Source organism: Achromobacter sp. LC458 (assembly GCF_001005835.2).
GTDB classification, from domain to species: Bacteria; Pseudomonadota; Gammaproteobacteria; order Burkholderiales; family Burkholderiaceae_B; genus Achromobacter; species Achromobacter spanius_B.
The window spans coordinates 1-17,520 of the sequence record NZ_LBHW02000025.1; the positions used below are offsets into that span (position 1 = coordinate 1).

Below are 17,520 nucleotides of genomic sequence, written 5' to 3' on the forward strand. Positions count from 1 at the left end.
GTCGTCGCAATAGATTTCTTCATTGGGCGGGCCGACCACCGTCGCCATCTGGTGGCCGTCGACACGCGGCTTGGGTAAGGGATCGGGTTTCCAATCGACCTTGTCGGGCACCAGTTCCGCGGTGTAGCGATACTGCGTCCCCCCCTGCGCTCCCGATCCTTCTTCTTCCTGGCTCGACGGCTGCACGCCCCGATGTTGCATCCGCACGGGTCGCCAACCATGGTTCCAGTCTTCACGAGGATGGCCCGCGAGATCGAACGCCACGCCAGGAATCAAGCGCGCGTCATCCCCTTCGACCAGTGCCACGCGCGCATCGCGGCGGCGGCCCAGCAAGCGCGTCTGGGTAAACGGCTGACCCGCCTCGTCGCGTTTGTAGCGGCCGGGGTAGTCGTAACGTTCGTAGCGGGCATCCTGATGAGAAAGATCCGATGCAACCGGCGAATGTTCCTGGCTGTAGCGCGGATGCGTGTAGGTGTAGTCGCGCTGCGTCTGCACGGCGGTGCGCACGCGCTCGGCATAAGAAAACCGATGCAACGCGGGTTCTGCCTGATCGCCTCCCGGCATCGGGTTGTAAACCACCGGCCCGCCCGCGATCTCGCCGTGGATATAAATCCGGTCGCCATGAATCAAACGGTGCCCATGCTCCGAATGCGCATAGCGATAGAAATAGCCTTCCTCGGCCGCCAGCCTGTCGATAAACGTCAAGTCGGTGTCGCCGGCCTGCACGCAGTATTCGCGCGGCAGGTGTTCCTGCGTCGTCACCTGTTCGTAGTCGGTAATCCCCTGCCGTTTGATGACGTCAGCCAGGATCTCGGGCGCGGACAGATGCTGGTAGATGCGCCAGTCGGAACACAGCGCGGCGCGCGCCAAAGACGGCTCCAGCACCAGCCGATACCGCGTGCGCCGAAAGCCCGTGTCGCCTTGAACGAATTCAGTGACGACGCCGTGCACGTGCCGCACAGCCACCGCGCCGCGCCATATCGTGAACAGCGCCGGCTGATCCAGCAGCGCGCCGAAATCCACCGCGGGATCAAAGCTGGACAACTCCACGCATAGCCGATACGTCTCGGACAGCGCCTCGTCCAGTGTGAATTCAATGACGTCGAATGCCGCGCCACTGGCGGGCGTAAAACTAAAACGAAAATCGTTCGCGTGCGATGACACAGGCGCCTCCGGACGAGTCAGGTTGACTGATCATCTTGCGCAGGCCGCTACCCGGCCGTCTATAGAACTTCTCTGATATTTCGGGCCGGGCGATTCCAGATAGGGCGCGCCGGGATCCGTGCGACAACGGTTCGCATATCCATAGACGCATTTCTACGTTGTCGGCGGCGCACGGGCCACGTAGCCTCAGCTATTCCCTTATCCGACACCGCGGGTCACCTCATGAGCACCTCTTACCAAACGGCCAGCCAAGCGGCCAGCCAAGCGGCCAGCCCGGCCACCGGCAAGCACACCGAGCGCGCGCAGGCCGTGCGCGAATTCATCGCCGACGTGCGCAAGCGCGTGCCCGACGCGGCACGCGCCTCGCCCCAGCAGCTGGCCGAGGCCGCCGCCTTGTTGCAGGCATTGGGCAGCCGACGCGACTTGTTTCCGGCAGAGGAATTTCCGCTGGTACCGGACCGTCCCGGTACGCTGTACCGCCTGGCGGAAGACGTGGACGGCGGCTATGCGCTCTACCTGTCGCTGGGCGAGGCCGGCAAGGCCCAGCCGCCGCACGACCACACCACCTGGGCCATCATTGCCGGCGTGCACGGCAACGAGCGCAACGAGGTCTATCGCCGCGCGCCCACGGCCGACCCCTTGCGTGACGCGCTGACCCATGTGCGCCGCGTGGACGTGGGGCCGGGCAGTTCCATCGTGCTGGGGCCGAACGATGTGCACACCATTGAACTGATCGGCGACGAGGCCGGCGCGCACCTGCATTTCTACGGGCTGGCGCTGGATCGGCTGCACGGTCGGGTGGTGTTTGAAAGCACGGCCGGCGGCACGTACCGGACGTTCTCGCCGCCGGCCGCCATCTACCACGCGCGCGTGTCGCCCGACGCCTTGCAAGAGGCGCTGCGCGGCGACGCCGAGATCGCCGTGCTGGATGTGCGCGAGGCGGGCCGCTATGCCCGTCGCCATCTGCTGTACGCCGTGCCCGCGCCGCTATGGCGGCTTGAAGTGTTGGCCGACCGGCTGGTGCCCCGGCGCGACACCCGCATCGTGCTGGTGGACGACGACGAATCGCAGGCCCACCTGGCCGCCGCCAAGCTGACGCGTTTGGGTTGGTCGGACGTGTCCGTGCTGGCCGGCGGCACGGATGGCTGGGCGCGTGCCGGGCTGGAGGTGTTTACCGGGACCAACGTGCCCAGCAAGGCGTTCGGCGAAGTCATCGAACATGAAAAGCAAACGCCCTGGATCGATGTGGACGAGCTGCACGAACGCATCTCGCGCGGTGACGATATCGTCGTGGTCGATAGCCGCACGCCCGAGGAATTCCATCACTTCACGCTGCCGTTCTCGCACAGCCTGCCGGGCGCTGAACTGGTCTATCGCATCCGCGAGCTGGCGCCGGACCCGAACACGTTCGTGGTCGTCAATTGCGCGGGACGCACGCGCAGTATCGTGGGCGCGCAGACGCTGATCGACGCGGGCATTCCGAACCGGGTGGCCTCGTTGCGCAATGGCACGATGCAGTGGCTGCTGTCCGGCCGCGAGCTGGCCTATGGCCGCCACGCGGCCTTGCCCGAGCCCGGCGAAGCCGCGCGGGATGCGGCGCGGCAGCAGGCGCGCGATGTCGCGCAGCGCGCCGGCATCGGCTATGTGGATGCGGCGACCTTGCACGCCTTTGAGGCCGAGCAGGACACGCGCACGCTGTACAAGTTTGATGTGCGCACGCGCGAGGAATACGAAACGGGGCACCTGGAAGGCTGGCGCTGGGCGCCGGGCGGGCAACTGGTGCAGGCCACCGACGACTATCTGGCGACCCGCCGCGCGCGCGTGGTGCTGGCGGATTGGGATGGCGTGCGGGCGTTGACGACGGGCGCATGGTTGGCGCAACTGGGCGCGGTGGAGGTCTATCTGTATCAGCCGCCGGCGTGGGCCGCGCTGCAAAGCGGTCCCGAGCCGCGCCGTGTGTTACGCCATCGGCCCGAGGCGGCCAGCGTGCGGCCACAGGCGCTGCGCGCGGCACTGGATGCGGATGAAGTGATTGTGTTTGACGTGGAATCGCGCGTGGCCTACGAGCGCGGCCATGTGCCGGGCGCGCGCTTTGCGGCGCCGGACAGATTGGCGCAGTTCCTGTCGCCCGACGATCATCGCACCGTGGTGTTGACGTCGTCCGACGGCGTGTTGGCCAGCGTGGTGGCCGCCGAATTGGCGTGGCGCGGCAAGCACGCGGTGCAGTATCTGCTGGGCGGAACCCGGGCCTGGAAGGCGCAGGGTCTGGCCTTGGGCACCGGCGCGGCGGGTGTGCTGACCGGCGATGACGATCAGAGCATCAGCCCCTATCTTTTTGAAGACCTGTCGGCGCGCGACGAAGGATTTCGGGAGTACCTGGATTGGGAACTGGGGCTGGTGGCGCAGCTGGAGCGCGACGGCAGCGAACACATCCGCTTGATTCCCGCTGCGCGATAAGGAGGGGGGCAAGCGAGGTAGCGCGACGCCCGCTATCTTTACCGGCGCGCGGGCGCTACGCCAGCTCCAGCCGGTTGCCGCCCATTGCCTTGGCACGGTACAGCGCGCGATCGGCCGCCGCCAGGCTGTCGGCCAGCGGCGGCACGTCGCGTTCGTAACACGCCAGGCCGATGCTGACCGTGGCGCGGATTGCGCTGCGGTCGCCGGGTTCGGATGTGGATTCGGCGAAGCGCCGCGCGACCGTCTCACCCAGCGCTTGTGCGCGGCGCGCGTCGTCTCCCAGCAGCAAGGCGGCGAATTCCTCGCCACCGATGCGGGCCAGCAGTACGCCCGCTCCGGCCTCGCCCTGGGCGATATCGGCAAACGTCTTCAGCACCTGATCGCCGGCCTGATGGCCGTGGCGGTCGTTGATGGACTTGAAGTGGTCCAGGTCGAAGGCCAGCACCGCGGCCGGGTGCTGTGCGCCCTTGGTTCGCAGCAGCCGCGCGCCTTCCTCGAAGAACCAGCGGCGGTTGCCCAGGCGGGTCAGGTAGTCGGTCTGCGATTCGAGCAGCAGTTGGCCATGCGCTTCTTCGCGCACCAGCTTGAGCAACGCCATGGGCAGCAACACGGAATACAGCACGCCTTCGTACATCGTGATGCTGCTGGCCGCACTCTGCACGGACGCCCCGTGGCGGGCAACGAGCCAGGGCAGGATCAGCGCCCGAAAGGCGTAGAACAACGCATGGATGCCGGCGATGCCGACGACAAAGCGGCGCGGCGTCAGCGCCTTCATGGGCGTGCAGCGCCACATTTCCCAGGCGGTCAACGCGGACGCGATGGCGATGGGCGCCGCGCTGACGTAGGCCCAGACGAGGCCTTGCCAACGGGTCCCGGCGATGGCCCAGATCAACGCCATGACGACCAGCAATGCCACCGACCCGCCGCGATAGCGCCGGCCGTTGAAGGCGGCCACGCCTTGCAGCACAAGCAGATAGCCGCCAAGGATGACCAGGTTGCTTAAGGCCGGGCCCAGCCAGGCGGGCAGATACCCGCGCAGCACCACCCCGGTACAGCCGACGGCGATGGTGGCAAAGCCTGTGGCCAGCCGCCGCAGTTGCTTGCCGCGCTTGGCGTTGGTCCGGTGTTCCCAATAGGTCATGCCGGCGCTGGCAAGCAGCGTTCCGATGACTAGGAAATAAAGGGTGTAGAGATCGACGTGCATCCCGGCGGGTATCAGCGTGGTGCCGACACGTGTTGCCGACTGCGGGATTTTACGGGGAAAAAAAGCAGCGCCGACGGTTACATCACAGCCTGTTGCGCGGCCGCCAACAGGTCATCGGCATGCACCATCAGCTCGCGCACGAGGTACAGCTGCGGGTACTGATTCAACACGCCCGCCCACTGGGGCGATGTCAACAACGACTGCCAGACGGCTTGCAGCCCGCGTGTGTCGGCCGGCCGCCCTTGGGCAAGCTCGCTGGCGTAGGCCACGCTTGCGGGCGCGGATAGCAGTTGCATGCGGCAGGCGGCGTTAAGCAGGCGCGGCGCGGGGTCGGCCGGCGCGTCACTGCAATACAGCACGGCGCCGGACAGGTCGGTGTTGCCGGTGGGTAAGGCGGCCAGGGACGCGCCGCGTATCGGCACGGGGCCCTGGTGGGTGTGAAACGGATACGTCATGCCCGGTTCGGCCTGTGCCAGGCGCGCAAGGCCGCGCAACAGCCGGGCGAAGTCGGTGCTGGCGGCATCCACGGAAGCCTTGGCTTCGACAAGCAGGCAGACGTCCCAGGCGGCGGGCGGGGCGGCTGGCGCGTTCGGCACGTTTGGCGCATCCGCACGGCGCAGCAGCGCGGCGTCCCATTCGCTTTTGGCGCGGTCGGCATCGCCGGGCAATGCGGGCGGCACGCGCATTGACGTCACGACGCGGTAGGCGGCGTTGCCGTGCGGCGCCGCGTTGAGTCGGTCTGCCAGGGCTTGCAGCGCCTGTGAGGCGCGCGCTTCGACCGCCGCGCCGCGCTGCTGCGCGGCCACGCCTTGTGCCACGGCCCCGGGGCTGCCCGAGCGGGGGCCGTTGCGATTCCATAACGCCTGGTAGCGCCGTACCCAGGAATCCAGGGCCAGCTCGTCCAGGCGTTGCAAGCGTTCCAATGCGGCGCCGTCGCGCAAGCGGGACAGGCTGCGCGCCAGGGCGAGGTCGTTGGTGGGGTCGGTGGCGGGGTCGGTGGCTGGGTCGGAGGCTGGGGCGTTGGCCGAGGCGTTGTCAGGGGCGTTGGCCGAGGCGTTGTCAGGGTCGTTAGCTGCGGTGTTGTCAGGGGCATTGGCCGGGCCGTCGGCAAGGTCTTTGCCTGGGTCGCTAGCTGTGCCCCGCAGCGATTCCAGTTGCGCCACCGCAGCCGCCAGCGCGGGCCAGGACGCGGCAGAGGCAGCCGCCTGAAGCCGGGCCAACACTGTGCGCAGCGCGCCCGCGGGCATGCGTTCCAGCTTGGCGGGGTGGGCGATGGCGTTGACGGCGGCGACTACGTCGCGTCGGTCGGCCTCGGCCCCAGCGGACAGGGATGCGTATTCGCGAACCTGCGGCGCCTGGTGGCGCAGCACCATCGCCTGGATGGCAGGGTCGCCCTGGTCAGGGCGCATGGCTTCGTGGATGAGTTGGGCCAGCGCGTCGATAAAGCACTGCTTGACCGAGGCCGGCGGGGTGGTGGCGCTGGCCAAGGCCTGGCGGGCCTGATCGATGGCCACGGCCAGGCGGGTCGCGCAATGGCGCTGGGACGACACGGTTGGGTCCGTGTCGCCGGCCAGGGTGGCCGGCACCCGATAACGTCGGGCGACGATGCGTAGCGTTTCGTCCAGCAAGGCGGGGCGCGGCGGCAAGGGCATGGGAGGCTAGGGCGATCGGGGCGTTTTTCTGATGGGGCGCCCGTAAGCCTAGCCTGTTGACGCCGCGCGCGCCAATCGCCACCCGGAAACCCGCGGCCCCACGAACCCGCGACGCCACGAACTCGAAATCCGAAATTCGAGATCCGAAACCCGAGATCCGAGAACCGAAACCCGAAACCAGAACCCGAAACGCGGGCGGATCGCCTTGACCGCACCCGCCGTCGATCACTTGAACAGCGCGGCGTTCTCTTCCAGCACGGTGTCGGCGCATTGCGCATCCAGGTTGCCGCCGGGCGCGCCGGCCACGCCGATGGCGCCGATCACGTTGGTGCCTGCCTTGACCGGCACGCCGCCGCCCAGCAGCAGAAAGCCCGGGATGTCGGTCAGGTTGGCGGCGCCGGGGTTCTTTTGCGCGTTTTCCATCATCGTCAGCGTGGGCGTCTTGGCCGACACCGCCGTGAAGGCCTTGGCGCGGCTGGCCTCGATCGTGTGCGGGCCGGCGTTGTCGGCGCGGGCAAAGGCCTTGAGCAGCCCGGCGCGGTCCACAACCGAAGCGCTGACGTTGTAGCCCTTGGCCTGGCAGGCGGCGACGGTGGCGGTGGCCAGCTTCTGCGCATCGGCCATCGACAGGTTGCTTTCCGTCAGTACGGCGGCGTGGGCGGCGCCGGCAAAGGCCAGGGTGGACAACAGGGTGGCTAGGGTGACACGGTTCATGGTCTGCATCCTTTGATTTCAGAGCGTTCGGTAGGAGCAGTCAGTGTGGCCAAATCCGGCGTTGCGCGGTATACGCCCGACTACGCGCGCGCCTCCGTAGGCTTACGGAGGCCCTGGCGCGCGCTCGTCGAGCAGGGTGGCGTATTGGCGGATCAGTTGCGCCAGCGAGTCGGCTTCCAGCTTGGCGAAGACGTTGGCGCGATACGTTTCGACGGTGCGCGGCGACAAGTCGAATTCCCGCGCGATTTCCTTATTGCTCATGCCGCGCACGATGCGTTCCAGCACCTCGTGTTCGCGGCCGGACAGGCGCGCCAGCCGGTCGGCGGCGGCCTGCGTCACGGCCAGCCTTTCCCGGCTGGCCACATGCGTGCGCACGGCGGCCTGCACCGCGTCCAAAAAGACATCGTCGTCCACCGGCTTTTGCAGGAACTCCATGGCGCCGCCCTTGAAGGCGCGGCGGCACAGGTCCACATTCGCGTGGCCGGTCAACATGACGACGGGCAGGTCGGACTGGTCGGCCAGGCGGCTCAGCACGTCCAGGCCGCTGATGCCGGGCATGCGGATGTCCAGCACGACGCAGCCGATCGCGCTGGCGGGCAGCGCCGACAAAAAGGCCTGCGGGTCGGCAAAGCCGCTGCTGGCCAGGCCCACGCTGCGCAGCAGCAGCGCCAGCGCGTCGCGCACGGCGTCGTCGTCGTCCACCAGGTACACCCGGGGTGACAGTTCGGGCGTGCGGTTGGGCGCGGGGTTGGGTGCGGGGTTCATGCGGGGCTCTTGTTGCAAGGCAGGCTGACGGTGAAACACGCGCCCGAGGGTTTGAGGTTGTGCGCGGCCACGCTGCCGTCCATCGACCCGGCCAGCGTTTCGCACAAGGCCAGCCCCAGGCCCATGCCTTGTGCGCGCGTGGTGTAGAACGGGGTGAACAGCCGCGGCAGTGCGTCGGCGGCAATGCCGGGGCCGTTGTCGCTGATGCTGAACCGGTAGACGTCGCCCGAGGCGCGGCTGTCCAGCCGGCCTTCCAGCTGGATCACTCGGGGGCCGTCAGTGCCGGCCAGCGCGTCGGCGGCGTTTTGCACCAGATTGTGCAGAATCTGTTCCAGTGCTACGCGGTCGCCCAGCGGCCGCGCGCCGGGGCTGGCGTTGTGCCAGACAAGGCGAATGCCCTGCCGGGCGAGTTCGCTTTCCCGCAGAAAGCGTAGCGCGGCCACCAGCGCGTCGGGGTCCAGCGCTTCGCGCCGCGCGGGCGGGCGGGGTTGGACCAGCGCGCGCATGCGGCTGATGATGTCGGCCGCGCGCTTGGCCTGCTCGGCGCTGGCCAAGAGTGCGTGGCGCACGGCGGGGCGCTCGTCCTCGTCGTCCAGCATGCGTTGGGCGGCGCGCGTCTGCGCCAGGATGGCGGTCAGGGGCTGGTTCAATTCATGCGCGATGCCGGCGGCCATTTCGCCCAGCGTGCCCAGGCGCGCCATCGCGGCCAGCCGCGCCTGTTCCTGCTGGCGGCGGGCTTCGGCGCGGGAGCGCTGCCATGCGGCGGCGCCGGCCACCAGCAGCGCGCTGGCAAGCGCCCACGCGGTCCATGCCGTCCAGGGCCAATAAGACGGCGTCAGGGTGCGGCTGCTGCGCATCTGAAACGGTTGGCTGGCCGCGCCCAGCGGCTTTTGCAGCGTCATGGGCAAGCCGCGCGCGTCCTCGGGCTGCTTGTCCAGCAGCGCCAGCGGGCGCTGATCCACCAGCAGGCTCAGGTTGCTGAGGTTGGGCGGGAAGTCGGCGGGCGGCACCAGTTGGCGGGCATCGATCAACAGGCTCCAGCTGGACGGCGCGATCAGCCAGTAGCGGGCGGCGTCCAGCGGCAATGTCACCGGCCGGCCCAACTGCGTGGCGCGCGTCACGGCGGCGGACAGATCCGGTGGTGGCGGCAGGCTGCCGGCCCACGCGCCATCGGCCAGATAGCCCAAGCCCAGCAGCTGCGGCATGGCCGGGTGCAGGCTGGGGTAAAGACGTTCGGGGGTGGGCGGATGCGACAGGGCCGTCAGCGTGGCCAGCACGGCCTCGTGTTGCACGGTCTTCTGGCTCAGCATGCGCTGGGCGATGCTGGTGCTTTGAAAGAAGCGGTCGTGCTGGTCCAGGTATTCCTGGCGGGCGATCCAGGCGGCGCCCAGCAAGAACAAAACCAGCCAGCAGAGGAGGGCGCGGGAGCGCGATAAGGGATTCACGCGTGAAATTATGCCTTGCGGCAAGCGCGCCCCAACATCCGTAGGGTTACGGAGGCGTGGGTTACGAACGCAATGCCTTCGGGGGCAATGGCTTCGGGGGCGACGGCTTCGGCGGCGATGGTCAGGGAGGCGATGGTTACGCAGGCGTCAGGCCGCGCGCTGGGGGGCATGGTCGCCGGTCTCGGCCTGCGAGCTGGCCGAGACCGCCATTTGATACAGCGCCGCCACCAGGTCCGACTGCGTCACCAGCCCCTGCAAGGTGCGCGAAGCGTCCAGCACCGGCACGCAATGCACGCTGTCCGACATGGGGCGGGCCAGTTCGATCACGGGTAGGCCGGGCGTGGCGAAGGGCACTTCGCTGCGCATGCAATCGGCCACCAGCAGTTCTTGGGCAGGGGTGCCGTCCGGCATGGCGACCAGCGGGCGCGTCTTGCGCGCCAGCACGTCCGCCTGCGCGACCATGCCCGCGTAACGACCGGCTGCGTCCAGCACCGGCAAGGCTTGTAGCCGATGCTTGTCGAACAGGCGTACGGCGTGGTCCAGCGGGGCGTGTTCCTGCACGGTGACGACATCGCGCGACATGATGTCCGCGCACGAAACGTCGCCAAAGCGGCGCACGCTGGCGCGCAGCTCGGCGGCCAGCACGATGTCTTCCAGGTCTTCCTTGCTGATGTCCAGCAGTTCGCCGCGCTGCGCCAGGGCTTCGTCCAGGTCGGCGCGGGAAAAGCCCAGGCGGGTGCTGGGCGCGGCATCGCGTGTGTGGTGGCTTTGCGCGGGGTCGGCGTGGCGGCGCGGGTAGTTGCGCTTGAAGGCGCCGTTGAACGCCACGGCAATGCACAGCAGGATCAATGAATTCAAGCCCACGGGCCACAGGGCGAAGCCATAGCCCAGGGCGGCCACCGGCGGCCCGCCCAGCACGGCCGTCAACGCCACCGCGCCGCTGGGCGGATGCAGGCAGCGCAGGCTGAACATGGCGCCGATGGACAAGGCCACCGCCACGGCGGCCGCCACGCCTGGCACGGGAATCATCTGCGCGCAAAATACGCCGATCAGTGCCGACACCAGGTTGCCCGCCATGATGGACCAGGGCTGCGCCAGCGGGCTGGCCGGCGCGGCAAACAGCAGCACGGCCGATGCGCCCATGGGCGCGATGAACCAGGGGCTGGCCGCGCCCAGCGCGTGTCGCCCCACCCATTCCGTGCAGAACAGCCCGACCAGCGCGCCCAGCACGCCAACCAGCTTTTCGCGCCCGTTGACGCGCACCGGCGCTGGCGCGAATGCGCTCAGCCAGCGCTTTAATGCCACACCCAAAACGATCTCCTCGCGTGCTTGAAATATGTCGCGGGACGACAATTTATCACGCGGCGCCGTGTTGGCCGGTTATGAACTTATGGGCAGGGGCAGGCGCCAGGGGCGGCGCAGGAGGCGCGCTCGCCCCTGGCGCCCGTTAAGCCGTGTCGTCGCCGATGCGCGCCAGGAGGCGGCCTAGCAAGGGCCGCATGGCGCGCAGTTCTTCCAGGTGCGAGGCCGACAGGCTTTCCAGCAGGCGTTCGGCCTTGGGCGTCAGAATGACTTCTACGCGGCGCCCATCTTCGGGATCCGCCTCGCGGCTGACCAAGTCCAGACGCGACAGACGGCCGACCAGCTCGGCCGCCGTATGCGGCCGGATCAACAGTCGGTCGGCAATTTCACCGACATACAGGCCGCGCCGGTCGGGCGCGTTTTTGCGCGTGCCCTTGATGGCCAGCAGGGTTTGATGCTGCTGCGGCGTCAACGCCAATTCGGCGGCGGCGCCTTCGCTGAACGCGGCGAACGTGCGCAGCGCGTAGCGAAAGTCGGCCAACAGTTCGTAGTCGGCGGGGGACAGCGGAGTGGGGGACGGAGACGTTTTCACAAGCGCAATTCTAATATATGTCGTGATACGATATAAATAAGTGAAACCGAACCCGTTCTTGCACTTCCATGCCTTCATCGTCCACCCCCTCAATGCCCGCAACATCGCGCGCGTCTGCCACCTTGCCGACGGCCGCGGCGTCTACGACTTTCCCGACGTCTCCATTGGCCCCGCCGTCCCAATCGTCCCAAACGTCCCCAACGTCCCAAACGTCCCCAACGTCCCCAACGTCCCCAACGTCCCAATCGGCCCCAACGTCTGGCCGCCCCGAACCCGGCGCATCCGCCCGCGCCCACCGCCTGGGCGACTTCACCACCGACCGCCGCGTGGTGATGCTGATGGCGCTGGCCGTGCCCGTGGGCCTGGCCAGCGTGCTGGCCGCGTGGGCCTTGCTGCGGTTGATCGCCCTGTGCACCAACCTGGCCTACCACGGCCAGTTTTCCTTTGTCGACCAACCCATCACGACCGGTGCGCTGGGCTGGGCGTCCGTGGCCATTCCGGTCGTGGGCTGCCTGATCATCGGCTTGATGGCGCGGTACGGCTCCGAGAAGATTCGCGGCCACGGCATACCGGAAGCGATGGAAGCCATATTGATCGGCAAGAGCCGGATCCAGCCCAAAGTGGCGGTGCTCAAACCCGTGTCGTCCGCCGTGTCGATCGGCACCGGCGGGCCGTTCGGCGCGGAAGGGCCCATCATCATGACGGGCGGCGCCATCGGGTCGCTGTTGGCGCAAACCATCCACCTGGACGACGGCGAGCGCAAGACCCTGCTGGTGGCGGGCGCCGCCGCCGGCATGACGGCCATCTTCGCCACGCCGCTGGCCGCCATATTGTTGGCGGTGGAATTGCTGCTGTTCGAGTGGAAGCCGCGCAGCTTCCTGCCCGTGGCCATGGCGGCCCTGGTAGCCGCCGCCGCGCGCGCCTTCATGCTGGATGCCGGGCCTATCTTTGCCTATGCCGGGGCCTTGTCCTTTACGCCGGGCCACCTGCTGGCGTGCGCGGCGGTGGGGGTGCTGGCCGGCCTGGGCTCGGGCGTGCTGACGTCCTTGGTGTACGCAGCCGAGGACCTGTTCGAAAAATTGCCTTTGCATTGGATGTGGTGGCCCGCGTTCGGCGGGTTGGCCATCGGCATCGGCGGCCTGATCGACCCGGCGGCACTGGGCGTGGGCTATGACAACATCCGCCACCTGCTGGCGGGCGACCTGGCGTTGCAAGCCGTGCTGGTCTTGCTGGTGGTCAAGGTGGCGATCTGGTCCATCGCACTGGGCTCGGGCACCTCGGGCGGGGTGCTGGCGCCCTTGCTGATTTTTGGTGGGGCGCTGGGCGCGCTGGCCACGCCGTGGCTGCCGCAGGCCGATCCCGGTTTCTGGGCCCTGGTGGGTATGGCAGCCATGATGGGCGGCACCATGCGCGCGCCGCTGACCGCAACGCTGTTCGCCGTCGAACTCACCGGCAACCTGAGCGCGTTGTTGCCCGTGCTGGCGGCCTGCGTGTTCGCCTACGGCATGACGGTGCTGCTGTTGAAGCGGTCCATCCTGACCGAGAAAATCGCGCGGCGCGGGCATCACGTCAGCCGTGAATACCATGTGGATCCCTTCGAACTGCTGCGCGCCGAAGCGGTGATGACGCATCCCGTTGAAACCTTCGCGGCAAGCATGACGGTGGCGCAGGCCATTGCCCATTTCACGACGCTGGGCCACGTGCATACCAGCTACCCGGTGGTGGACGACGATGGCGTGGTCGTGGGCACCGCGACTCGCGCGGATTGGCTGGCGTGGGCGTTGGAGGAAGCCGAGGACACGCGCACCCTGGCCGATGCGCTGGCCGGGCGCGAGCCGGTGCTGGGGTATCCGGACGAACTGGCCAGCCGCATCGCCGACCGCATGGCGTTGTCTGGCGTGGGGCGAGTGCCAATTGTTGACCGCGCCAATCACCGCTTGCTGGGGCTGGTGGGCCGGCGCGACCTGTTCCGCGCGCGGGCTCAACGGCTGCGCGAAGAAACGCGGCGCACGGCGTATTTCCGCCGCGCTTGCTGACCGTTGCTGTGCTTTTGGACCGCCGCGCGCGTCCCGCTTTCAGACGCGCTACGTCGCTACGTGCCGCTTGCCGCCCGCAGTTGCCACAGTACGTCCAGCACATGCTGGGTTGACCGTTCCACTTTTTCGGCCCGATGCGCAATGCCCAGCGGCCGCCACAATGCCGGGCGCAGCGCGCGCATGATGATGCGCGCGTCCGCCTGTGGCGCGGTCGCTTCGTGCGGCAGCAGGGTCGCGCCGTAACCCGCCGCCACCAGGCTCTTGATGGCATCGTTGTAGTTGAGCTGGATGCGCGCGCGCGGGTTCAGCCCGGCGGCGGCAAACCATTCACCCGTCTGGCGCGACAGCCGCGTGGTGGCGTCGTTCAGGATCAGCGGGCGGGTGGCCAGCCACGCGGGCGTGACGCGTGCCGGCGCGCTCCAGCCGGCCGGCAAAAACGCCATGACCGGATCACGCCGCCATGGCTTGATCACCAAGCCATCGATAGGCGGTTGCGGCAACGCCACCAAGCCCACGTCCAGGCTGCCATCGTTCAAGCGCTGCAAGGTTTCCTGCGACGTCAGCACCGCCACCTGCACGTCAATGCCGGGGTGATGCTTGCCCAGGGTTTCCAGCGCACGCGGCAGCAGATGCGCGATGGCGCCGGTGGATGCGCCCAGCCGCACGCGGCCGGACAAGCCCTGCACCTGGCGCTGTACATCATCCAGCGCCTGATCGGCTTCGGCCAGCAAGCGGCGCGCGCGTTCCAGCAGCGTGTCGCCGATGGCGGTGGCGCGCACCTGGCCACGCTTGCGCGTCAGCAGCGGCGCGCCCACGCGGGCTTCCAGGTCGGCCACGTGCAGGCTGACGGTGGGCGGCGCCAGGTGCAAGGCCCGCGCCGCCTCGGCGAAGGAACCAAGGTCGGCAATAGCAACCAGGGTGCGCAGGCGGTCTAGGCTGATTTCACGCATGGGGTGATCTTCCGTCGTTCAGAAAAGATGAATTTGACGGTCATGATATTCGACTTTTCTTATGCATGGCGCGGGTCGATGATACGGCTTGCACCCAGCCCCCATTCCTTTTCCTGACGGAGCAGCCATGACCCAACCCCTAGTCTTTATCGACGGCGACCAAGGCACGACCGGCCTGCAAATCCATGAACGTTTGAATGGCCGCACCGACCTGCGCCTGCTGACCTTGCCGGCCGCCGAGCGCAAAGACGCCGCCCGCCGCGCCGAAGCCATCAACGCCAGCGATGTGGCTATCTTGTGCCTGCCCGACGAGCCGGCGCGCCAGGCGGCGGCATCCGTCGTCAACCCCGCCGTGCGCGTGATCGACGCCAGTTCGGCGCATCGCACGACGCCGGGTTGGGTCTATGGGTTTCCGGAAATGGCGGCGGGCCAGGCCGACGCCATCGCGCGGGCCAAGCGGGTCAGCAACCCAGGTTGCTATCCCACCGGCGCCATCGCCTTGCTGCGGCCCTTGATCCAGGCGGGGCTGGTGCCCGCCGACTATCCGGCGGTGGTGCATGCCGTGTCGGGCTATTCGGGCGGCGGGCGCGCCAGTGTGGACGCGTACGAAGGCGCCGATGCGGCGTCCCAGCCCGCATTCCAGCTGTACGGCCTGGGCCTGGCGCACAAGCACACGCCCGAAATCGAAGCGCATGCCGGGCTGACGCAGCGGCCCGTGTTCGTGCCCGCTTATGGCGCGTTCCGCCAGGGCATTGTGCTGACGATTCCGCTGCAACTACGGTTGCTGCCGGCCAGCGTCACCATCGCGCAGCTGCATGACGCCCTGCAACAGCACTATGCGGACACAACGCACGTGCAAGTGGTGGCGCCGCAAGACGCCGCCACCCATACGAATCTGGATCCGCAAGCACTGAACGGCACCAACAACCTGCGGCTGGCCGTCTATGGCAACGCGCAGCATGGACAGGTGTTGTTGACCGCCGTGTTTGACAACCTGGGCAAGGGCGCGTCCGGCGCGGCGGTGCAGAACCTGGACTTGATGCTGGCGGCGATGCGCTGAGGCCCGCTGCGCGGGATGGGGGCACGGGTTGCGCAGCCACTTTCAGTGACCGCGTAGCCTGGGCTTCGTCGCCAAGGCCACGCGGCTGGGGCAATGTTGCGGTGGCGACGCTTCTGTCGCGTCGTCAGTGCGGCGTGCTTGCCCCGCGCCTGCCTACCACTTCATTTCGCCCTTGGCGACCTTGGCGCTCAGTTCCAGCGACGCGGCGCCGCCCGCTTGCGGGTACTGCGCCTTCATGGCCGCGACCAGCGCCGCGCTGTCGGCGGCCTTGCCGGTTTGCGCGTCAAAGGCGCGGATATAGCCCTGCGTGTAGCGCACCGATTCCAGCGTCAGCGGCGCGCCGGGAGCGTAGTGGCCGGGAATGACCGTGACCGGCTTGAGCGCTTCGATGTGTTGCAGCGTGGCCAGCCAGTCTTTATGCGACTGCGGCGTCTGCGTGTCCGCCATCCACACGTGCAGATTGCCGAACACCACAACGCCGCCCACCACTGCCTTTAGCGACGGAATCCACACATAGCTGCGGTCAGGCTGCGCGCCGTCCAGGCCGGTGATTTCAAGCTGATGACCTTCCAGCGTGAGGGAGTGGCCGGCCAGCACCTGCGGGATCACGGCCTTGGCCGGCGCATCCGCGCCCAGCTTGGGACCCCAGAACGCCAATTTGCCATCAACGGTTTCCTTGATGTGCCGCACGGTCGGCTCAGTAGCAACAACGCGCACGCCCGGGAAGGCTGCCAACACGGTGTCCAGGCCGAAGTAGAAGTCAGGATCGCCGTGGCTGATGTAGATGGTGGTCAGCGTCTTGCCGCTGTCACGCACCATCGCCACCACCTTTTCCGCCTGCGACTTGCCAAATTGCGCATCAATCAAAATGGCATCGCGCTTGCCGGCGACCAGGACGGAAGACACCGGAAAGATGGCGTCGTTGCCCGGGTTGAAATGGGTCAGCGTCAGGTCCGTGCCGGCGGCGCGGGCGGGGGCGTTCAGCACGGGGGCGATCAACAGCGCCAGCGCGGCGGTCTGTAGCAGGCGGCGTGCGAAAGGGAAGAGGGTCATTGCGGCTCGCAGGGTGGGATCAGGGAAGCGGCCAGTCTAGTGGCGTGAATCCCGTCGATCTATCCCTGTCTTTGCCAGAGTCTGTTGCGCGCTTCGAGCAGATCAAGCGCGGTCCGCCAAGGCGGCGTCCGGCGCGGCGTCGGCCAGCGTGGCCTGGACCTGCCGCCGCAGCCACATCGTGCCCGGGTCGCTCTCGAAGCGCGCATGCCAGTGCACGGTGACCGACAAGGGCGGCAGCGCAATCGGCAGCGGCCGGATCTCAAACGCCTTGTCGCGATTGAACCAAAGCGCTGCGCGATGCGGCAGCGTCACGGTCAGATCGGTGCGCCGCACGATCTCGGCGGCGGCCGAGAAGTGCGGCAGCGTCAGGTACGGCTGGCGTTGCAAGCCCGCTTCGCCCAGCACATCGTCCAGCAGCCGGTGGGCACTGGCGCGCGAGGCCACCAGGATGTGATCCAGCCGCTTGAACTGCCCGCGCGTCAAGCCCGCCGACAGCACGGGATGGCCGCGCCGCCCCATGCAGGCATAGCGTTCACTGAACAGGTCGGCGTGGCACGTATGGCGCGCCAGCCCGGCCAGGTTGCCAATGGCCAAGTCCACCTGGCCGTCCTTCAAAGCCTGCGGCAGTTGCTCCAGCGGAACCTCAAGCACCTCGACCCGCAGGCGCGGCGCCAAGGCGTGCACGCGTTCCATCAGCGGCGGCAAAAACACCATTTCACCGATGTCCGACATCGACAGCCGAAACCGTCGGGTACTGGTCGCGGGGGTGAACTGTTGGCGCAGGCTGACCGCCTCGGCAAAGCTGTTCATGCCGCGTTCGATGGGGTCGGCCAACGCAAACGCCACCGGCGTGGGCTGCATGCCGGTGGCGGTGCGCACGAAAAGCGGGTCGTCGAACTGTTCGCGCAAACGGGCCAGCGCGTAACTGACGGCCGGCTGAGTCAAGTTCAGCCGTTGCGCCGCGCGCGTCACGCTGCGCTCGTGCAGCACGGTCAGGAAAACCCGCATGAGATTCAAGTCGAAGTCCACGCATGCCCCTGATATCAGTCGGATTTATAAGATAAATAATACCCATAAATTTGACACATAAATAGTTGATTCCTAGACTAATTTCACGCTACACACC

15 protein-coding genes are annotated in these 17,520 nt (G+C 67.7%); 3 read left to right on the forward strand and 12 right to left on the reverse strand.

Annotated elements, in window-relative coordinates; translation table 11 throughout:
• A partial coding sequence (locus YH64_RS19680; RefSeq protein WP_143215448.1) for a type VI secretion system Vgr family protein occupies window positions 1-1,164 on the reverse strand: 1,164 nt, incomplete at its 3' end.
• Window positions 1,165-1,386: 222 nt separating this feature from the next.
• On the opposite strand from YH64_RS19680, the gene YH64_RS19685 reads away from it, so the two are divergent.
• Window positions 1,387-3,621: a rhodanese-like domain-containing protein gene (locus YH64_RS19685; protein WP_046807317.1), complete on the forward strand. Its 2,235-nt coding sequence runs from the start codon at window positions 1,387-1,389 to the stop codon at window positions 3,619-3,621.
• A 55-nt stretch (window positions 3,622-3,676) separates the two neighbouring features.
• On the opposite strand, the gene YH64_RS19690 is transcribed toward YH64_RS19685, so the two are convergent.
• From YH64_RS19690 to YH64_RS30830, 8 genes are all read right to left on the reverse strand, one after another.
• Complete coding sequence (locus tag YH64_RS19690) at window positions 3,677-4,825, reverse strand: diguanylate cyclase (RefSeq protein ID WP_046807316.1); 1,149 nt, start codon at window positions 4,823-4,825, stop codon at window positions 3,677-3,679.
• Window positions 4,826-4,902: 77 nt separating this feature from the next.
• Complete coding sequence (locus YH64_RS30235; RefSeq protein ID WP_046807315.1) at window positions 4,903-6,477, reverse strand: hypothetical protein; 1,575 nt, start codon at window positions 6,475-6,477, stop codon at window positions 4,903-4,905.
• 225 nt (window positions 6,478-6,702) lie between these two features.
• Window positions 6,703-7,191, reverse strand: coding sequence for a heme-binding protein (locus tag YH64_RS19705; RefSeq protein WP_046807338.1), 489 nt, complete (start codon window positions 7,189-7,191; stop codon window positions 6,703-6,705).
• A gap of 102 nt (window positions 7,192-7,293) precedes the next feature.
• Window positions 7,294-7,956: a response regulator transcription factor gene (locus YH64_RS19710; protein WP_046807314.1), complete on the reverse strand. Its 663-nt coding sequence runs from the start codon at window positions 7,954-7,956 to the stop codon at window positions 7,294-7,296.
• A complete protein-coding gene (locus YH64_RS19715; protein ID WP_046807313.1) occupies window positions 7,953-9,401 on the reverse strand; it encodes a sensor histidine kinase in 1,449 nt (482 codons plus the stop codon). Before YH64_RS19715 ends, YH64_RS19710 begins: the two co-directional genes overlap by 4 nt.
• Before the next feature lie 147 nt (window positions 9,402-9,548).
• On the reverse strand, window positions 9,549-10,712 hold the full coding sequence (locus YH64_RS19720) for an HPP family protein (protein ID WP_046807312.1): 1,164 nt from the start codon (window positions 10,710-10,712) through the stop codon (window positions 9,549-9,551).
• Between the two features lie 136 nt (window positions 10,713-10,848).
• Window positions 10,849-11,295 carry a MarR family winged helix-turn-helix transcriptional regulator gene (locus tag YH64_RS19725; RefSeq protein ID WP_046807311.1) on the reverse strand — a complete coding sequence of 149 codons (447 nt, stop codon included), beginning with the start codon at window positions 11,293-11,295 and terminating at the stop codon, window positions 10,849-10,851.
• Between the two features lie 141 nt (window positions 11,296-11,436).
• Complete coding sequence (locus tag YH64_RS30830; protein ID WP_143215449.1) at window positions 11,437-11,577, reverse strand: thiocillin family RiPP; 141 nt, start codon at window positions 11,575-11,577, stop codon at window positions 11,437-11,439.
• A 50-nt stretch (window positions 11,578-11,627) separates the two neighbouring features.
• On the opposite strand from YH64_RS30830, the gene YH64_RS19735 reads away from it, so the two are divergent.
• On the forward strand, window positions 11,628-13,331 hold the full coding sequence (locus YH64_RS19735; protein ID WP_082134652.1) for a chloride channel protein: 1,704 nt from the start codon (window positions 11,628-11,630) through the stop codon (window positions 13,329-13,331).
• Window positions 13,332-13,387: 56 nt separating this feature from the next.
• Here the strand turns inward: YH64_RS19735 and YH64_RS19740 are convergent, their stop codons facing one another.
• The gene (locus tag YH64_RS19740; RefSeq protein ID WP_046807310.1) at window positions 13,388-14,281 is read right to left on the reverse strand and encodes a LysR family transcriptional regulator; all 894 of its coding nucleotides are present in this window, start codon (window positions 14,279-14,281) and stop codon (window positions 13,388-13,390) included.
• Window positions 14,282-14,408: 127 nt separating this feature from the next.
• Here YH64_RS19740 and argC point away from each other — a divergent pair, with 127 nt between their 5' ends.
• Window positions 14,409-15,341: an N-acetyl-gamma-glutamyl-phosphate reductase gene (gene argC, locus YH64_RS19745; RefSeq protein WP_046807309.1), complete on the forward strand. Its 933-nt coding sequence runs from the start codon at window positions 14,409-14,411 to the stop codon at window positions 15,339-15,341.
• 153 nt (window positions 15,342-15,494) lie between these two features.
• Here argC and YH64_RS19750 read toward each other — a convergent pair whose 3' ends face one another.
• Together YH64_RS19750 and YH64_RS19755 are read right to left on the reverse strand one after the other, a co-directional pair.
• On the reverse strand, window positions 15,495-16,394 hold the full coding sequence (locus YH64_RS19750; RefSeq protein ID WP_046807308.1) for an MBL fold metallo-hydrolase: 900 nt from the start codon (window positions 16,392-16,394) through the stop codon (window positions 15,495-15,497).
• A 102-nt stretch (window positions 16,395-16,496) separates the two neighbouring features.
• Window positions 16,497-17,423 (reverse strand): LysR family transcriptional regulator, encoded by a 927-nt coding sequence (locus tag YH64_RS19755; RefSeq protein WP_223265061.1) that lies wholly within the window; start codon window positions 17,421-17,423, stop codon window positions 16,497-16,499.
• Window positions 17,424-17,520 lie beyond the last annotated feature (97 nt).

Excerpts from the sequence above, each read along its gene's own strand:
- YH64_RS19685 (WP_046807317.1), top strand. The coding sequence starts at position 1,387 with ATGAGCACCTCTTACCAAACGGCCAGCCAAGCGGCCAGCCAAGCGGCC.
- YH64_RS19690 (WP_046807316.1), bottom strand. The coding sequence starts at position 4,825 with ATGCACGTCGATCTCTACACCCTTTATTTCCTAGTCATCGGAACGCTG.
- YH64_RS30235 (WP_046807315.1), bottom strand. The coding sequence starts at position 6,477 with ATGCCCTTGCCGCCGCGCCCCGCCTTGCTGGACGAAACGCTACGCATC.
- YH64_RS19705 (WP_046807338.1), bottom strand. The coding sequence starts at position 7,191 with ATGAACCGTGTCACCCTAGCCACCCTGTTGTCCACCCTGGCCTTTGCC.
- YH64_RS19710 (WP_046807314.1), bottom strand. The coding sequence starts at position 7,956 with ATGAACCCCGCACCCAACCCCGCGCCCAACCGCACGCCCGAACTGTCA.
- YH64_RS30830 (WP_143215449.1), bottom strand. The coding sequence starts at position 11,577 with ATGCGCCGGGTTCGGGGCGGCCAGACGTTGGGGCCGATTGGGACGTTG.
- YH64_RS19735 (WP_082134652.1), top strand. The coding sequence starts at position 11,628 with ATGCTGATGGCGCTGGCCGTGCCCGTGGGCCTGGCCAGCGTGCTGGCC.
- YH64_RS19740 (WP_046807310.1), bottom strand. The coding sequence starts at position 14,281 with ATGCGTGAAATCAGCCTAGACCGCCTGCGCACCCTGGTTGCTATTGCC.
- argC (WP_046807309.1), top strand. The coding sequence starts at position 14,409 with ATGACCCAACCCCTAGTCTTTATCGACGGCGACCAAGGCACGACCGGC.
- YH64_RS19750 (WP_046807308.1), bottom strand. The coding sequence starts at position 16,394 with ATGACCCTCTTCCCTTTCGCACGCCGCCTGCTACAGACCGCCGCGCTG.